The organism is Vibrio sp. 03_296, from assembly GCF_002265885.1.
Genome location: NZ_NPKW01000254.1, coordinates 1 through 830, shown reverse-complemented (window position 1 = coordinate 830; position 830 = coordinate 1). Strand labels below are relative to the sequence as shown.

Genomic DNA, 830 nt, shown 5'->3' with positions numbered 1-830 from the left:
GCAACACCCCTTTCACCGCTCGTAGCTCACCACTTAAGGCTAACTCACCGACAAATTCATGTTGCTGGAGAAACTGAACGGAGATCTGCTCAGAAGCGGCTAAAATACCGAGTGCAATCGGCAAATCAAAGCGTCCCCCTTCTTGGGCAGATCGGCGGGCGCCAAGTTGACGGTGATCCGCTAGCAGGAAATGAAATTGCTGTTGACGATCGCACTGCGTACGCGATCTTTTGATTCCTTTACGGTGGTTTCCGGCAACCCAACCAAGGTAAATCCCGGTAAGCCGTTACTAATGTGCACTTCCACGCTCACGGAAGGCGCTTCGACGCCCACACTGGCACGGCTATGAATAATCGCCAACCCCATCACTGCCTCTTCAATTTTAGTTGTCTCTAATAATAGATTTGTTTTTACAGAACTGTTATATAGCGTGAAGCGATGAGGCTTAAATGTGAAAAAAGAATGACTTTTTGCTTGTCACGAAACAGTTTTGTGTGTTACCACTAGTGACGCAAACAATTTCGTAGAWCATTACACAACATTTTAACGACAGACAGATGAACTTTGCCGCTCAAATTAACTCTCTGATTAACCTGATTATCGTGGTCCTCATTAGCACCGGCGCGGGGGAGAGTGGGCGCAAAATAACCACTAGATTTACAAACCCCCGCACTAGAAAGTGCGGGGTTTTTTTCAGCCATGGGTTGGCGAAGTTCTAAACTGATTGAATCACATTTAGACAGTTCAGAAATGACGGGAAGTATGGGAGCGCACGCTATGTGCAAGATGTATGGAAACGGCTACAACCAAAAGAGTAGTCAAGGAGGCCA

1 pseudogene is annotated in these 830 nt (G+C 46.8%); it reads right to left on the bottom strand.

Annotated features, from left to right (window positions below):
- A pseudogene (locus CIK04_RS23785) lies at positions 1-366 on the bottom strand (magnesium chelatase domain-containing protein); the annotation flags it as partial.
- Positions 367-830: the final 464 nt, after the last annotated feature.